This is a genomic window from Streptomyces muensis, from assembly GCF_021474425.1.
Taxonomy (GTDB): domain Bacteria; phylum Actinomycetota; class Actinomycetes; order Streptomycetales; family Streptomycetaceae; genus Streptomyces; species Streptomyces muensis.
This window is the reverse complement of sequence record NZ_JAKEIP010000482.1, coordinates 1-3,168: the sequence shown is the minus strand read 5'-3', so window position 1 is coordinate 3,168 and position 3,168 is coordinate 1. Positions and strand designations below refer to the sequence as shown.

The following is a 3,168-nucleotide window of genomic DNA, read 5'->3' as shown; positions in this document are numbered from 1 at the left end:
AGGGGGCTGCCGCCCCCTGGACCCCCGCTGTCGGCCTTCGGCCTCGTCCTCAAACGCCGGACGGGCTGGAGATGGGGCTGATCGTGTGGCCGAAGCGGAGCAGGTTGTTCGGGTCGTAGGTGGACTTGTCCTTGCGTAGGCGGGTGTAGACGTCCGGGGTCCAGGCTCGGGCTCGGTCGGGTTCGTTGCCGGGGGTGCCGTGGATGTTGACCATGGTGTGGCCGGTGCCGTACGGGGTCATGGCTGCGTACAGGGACCGGGTGGCCTGTTCTATGGCCTCGGCTGCTGGTGGGGCGGCCAGGACGCCTACTGCTTCCAGGAGGTAGTTCGCGTCCCGGGAGCAGATCGCGTCCGGTTGGCGGGCGGGGCGGGAGAGGGCGCCGCCCAGGTGGCGGATCTCCACCACCAGCAGGGGGCAGTCGGGGGCGTCCGGGCCGGCCTGGGACAGGAACGTGTCGATGGCCTCGGGGGTGAGGTCGCGCAGCAGCGCGCACGACTCGCGGGCGGGGAGCGGGTCCTGGGGCTCCATGTGGATGCGGTCGAGGGCCGCGTACGGCATCACTTCCACCGTGTCGACCGCCACCGGGGCCGCCGCGCGGATGGGGGCGAGGAGGGGTTCGCCTTCGGCCGGGTCCTTGGGCCAGGCGATGGCCACGCGGGCCCAGAAGCCGCCGCGCAGGGGTTCGGGGATCTCCGGGATCGGCGGCAGGCGCAGGAGGCTGAAGGTGCTGCACATGTCGTCGGGGAGGGTGTGGGTCCAGTCGCTCCAGGCGCGGAGCAGGGGCTCGGTGTGTGCGCCGGGGCAGTAGATGCCGCCGCCGAGGAGGGTGGGGACGGGCAGGAGCTCGCAGACCATGGAGGTCACCACGCCTACGTTGCCCTTGCCGCCGCGCAGTGCCCAGAACAGTTCCGGTTCCTGGTCGGGGTCGCTCTCGCGGAGGGTGCCGTCGGGGGTGGCGACCTGGAAGGAGCGGACCAGGTCGGCCGCGTAGCCGTAGGCCCGGCCCAGGACCGGTAGTCCGCCGCCCAGGGTGTAGCCGACCGCGCCCGCGTCCGTGGACGTGCCGCAGAGTGCGGCGAGGCCGTGCGGGGCCGTTGCCTCCAGGACGTGGCGCCACTTCGCGCCGGCCGGGATCGTCGCCAGGCGCTGGTCGGGGTCGACGCTCACGTCCGTCATACGGGACGTGCTGATCAACAGGCCGTGGTCGATGGGGAAGTTGGCGCCGTGGCCCGTCGACTGCACGGCGACGGGAGTGGCCGTGGCCGACGCCCAGCGCAGTGCCGTCACGATGTCGTCGGCGCCCGTCGCGCCCACGACCACGTCCGGGGTGTGCAACGCGGCCAGGTTGAAGCCGGTGACCTCGTCGGCGTAGCCGTCGTCGCCGGGGCGCAGGACCGGGCCGTGGATCTCGGAGAGGGCGAAGAGGTCCGGGGTGTTGTGGTGGGTGGCGGTCATCGCGTCCTCCGTGGTGTGCGCGCGTGTACGTCTGTACGTGGGTACGGAGGGACGGCGGCGGCAGGCTGGGGGAGGAGCGGGAGGGAGCGGGGGAGTGGTGCCGTCGGGGTCCTTGCTCGTCGAGGGCTGGGGCTTGTCTCTACCTCAGGATGGACCCCTGGGGGTGGCGGGCGCATGCGGGCCGACGGGGGCGTGGGGCGTGCCGACGGTACGTCGGCAAAGGTGCTGCCGGGGCGGGCGTAGCGTAGGTGGCATGACGACGTACGGATCCTTCCCCGGCACGCGGCCGCGGCGTCTGCGGACCAGCCCCGCCATGCGGCGCATGGTCGCCGAGACCAGGCTGCACCCCGCCGACCTCATCCTCCCGGCCTTCGTGCGCGAAGGTGTCAGCGAGCCGGTGCCGATCGCGGCCATGCCGGGGGTCGTCCAGCACACGCGGGACAGTCTGAAGAAGGCCGCCGCGGAGGCGGTGGCGGCCGGGGTCTCCGGGATCATGCTCTTCGGGGTGCCGGAGGAGGAGAAGAAGGACGCCCTCGGTACCCCGGGGACCGATCCGGACGGGATTCTGCAGGTCGCCATCCGGGACGTGCGGGCCGAAGTGGGGGACGAGCTGCTCGTCATGTCCGACCTGTGCCTCGACGAGACCACCGACCACGGGCACTGCGGGGTGCTGGACGCCGAAGGGCGCGTCGACAACGACGCCACCCTTGAGCGGTACGCCGAGATGGCCCAGGTCCAGGCCGACGCCGGGGCCCATGTCCTCGGGCCCAGCGGGATGATGGACGGGCAGATCGGGGTCGTCCGGGACGCCCTCGACCAGATCGGGCGGGAGGACGTCGCCATCCTCGCCTACACCGCCAAGTACGCCTCCGCCTTCTACGGGCCGTTCCGGGAGGCCGTCGCCTCGTCGTTGCAGGGGGATCGGAAGACCTACCAGCAGGATCCGGCGAATGTGCGGGAGTCGCTGCGCGAGCTCGCCCTCGACCTGGAGGAGGGCGCCGACATGGTGATGGTCAAGCCGGCCGGGCCCTACCTCGACATCCTGGCGCGGGTCGCCGACGCCGTGGACGTGCCGGTCGCCGCCTACCAGATCTCCGGCGAGTACTCGATGGTCGAGGCCGCCGCCGAGAAGGGCTGGATCGACCGGGACCGGGCGATCCTCGAGACGCTGACCGGCATCAAGCGGGCCGGTGCGCGCAACATCCTCACCTACTGGGCCACGGAGGCGGCGCAGAAGCTGGGGCGCGGCTGACGACGGGTATGCGGCGGGGTGCTGGTTCCTGTGTCGGTGCCAGTTCCTGCCTCTGCCTCTGCCTCTGCCTCTGTCCCTGTCCCTCTGTCCCCGTCACCTTCCGTCGGACGTCGGCGGTGTCGTGGGGGCCGGGGGTGTCGGGTCTGGCGTGGCCGTGGGGCTCGTCGGGGTCGACGGGCCCTCGTCGCGCAGGCCCTGGCCGTCCTCGCACGCGGTGAGCGTCAACGCGGCGACCGCCACCAGCGTGGCGGCCAGCAGCCGGGCGCGGGGGCGAGGGCGAGGGGGGTGTGCGGACGCGGACATGGGTGCGGCCCTCTCCGAATGTGGGGGTCGGTGTCGGGCCCAGACTGCGTGATCATCCGCCCCGGCCGCCACCGTGCGCCGCGAATTCGGGACGCCCGAGCTGCGGGACGGCCGCTGACCTGCGGGGATGTGGGGTCCCGGCGGGTGGGTGTGGGAC

3 protein-coding genes are annotated in these 3,168 nt (G+C 72.7%); 1 reads left to right on the top strand and 2 read right to left on the bottom strand.

What is annotated here, in order from left to right; all coding sequences use genetic code 11:
- Positions 1-49: 49 nt before the first annotated feature.
- Positions 50-1,456: an FAD-binding oxidoreductase gene (locus tag L0P92_RS43390; RefSeq protein ID WP_234768639.1), complete on the bottom strand. Its 1,407-nt coding sequence runs from the start codon at positions 1,454-1,456 to the stop codon at positions 50-52.
- Positions 1,457-1,709: 253 nt separating this feature from the next.
- Between L0P92_RS43390 and hemB the strand changes: the two genes are divergently transcribed.
- Positions 1,710-2,708, top strand: coding sequence for a porphobilinogen synthase (gene hemB / locus L0P92_RS43385; RefSeq protein ID WP_234768638.1), 999 nt, complete (start codon positions 1,710-1,712; stop codon positions 2,706-2,708).
- Between the two features lie 93 nt (positions 2,709-2,801).
- On the opposite strand, the gene L0P92_RS43380 is transcribed toward hemB, so the two are convergent.
- A complete protein-coding gene (locus tag L0P92_RS43380) occupies positions 2,802-3,011 on the bottom strand; it encodes a hypothetical protein (protein WP_234768640.1) in 210 nt (69 codons plus the stop codon).
- Positions 3,012-3,168 lie beyond the last annotated feature (157 nt).